1 protein-coding gene is annotated in these 335 nt (G+C 60.3%); it reads right to left on the bottom strand.

The window, feature by feature from the left end:
* Positions 1-287, bottom strand: a 287-nt coding sequence (locus A985_RS0110550) for a biotin/lipoyl-containing protein (protein WP_026131836.1), incomplete at its 3' end; no start/stop codon positions are given.
* Between the last annotated feature and the right edge of the window lie 48 nt (positions 288-335).

Genomic DNA, 335 nt, shown 5'->3' with positions numbered 1-335 from the left:
GCTTCTGCCGGCTTGGCAGCGACCGGTGCGGCGGCGCCCGCCTTGGCGTCCGTGTCGATCTTCGCGATGATTTGCTCGGACGTCACGGTGTCGCCAGCGGCGGCGGTCACTTCGACGAGCACGCCGGCGGCGGGCGCCGGCACTTCCAGCACGACCTTGTCGGTTTCGACTTCGATCACGGTTTCATCTTGGGCGATGGCTTCGCCGACTTTCTTCTTCCAGTCGAGCAGCGTGCCTTCAGAAACCGACTCGGAGAATTGGGGGACTTTGATTTCAACAATGGCCATTTCTGGATCCTGGATTCGATAAACGTTCAATTCGGAAATACGGCAGGG

The organism is Pandoraea sp. B-6, from assembly GCF_000282835.1.
Lineage (GTDB): Bacteria > Pseudomonadota > Gammaproteobacteria > Burkholderiales > Burkholderiaceae > Pandoraea > Pandoraea cepalis.
The sequence above is the reverse complement of the archived record's forward strand: the minus strand, read 5'-3'. Positions and strand labels throughout refer to the sequence as shown.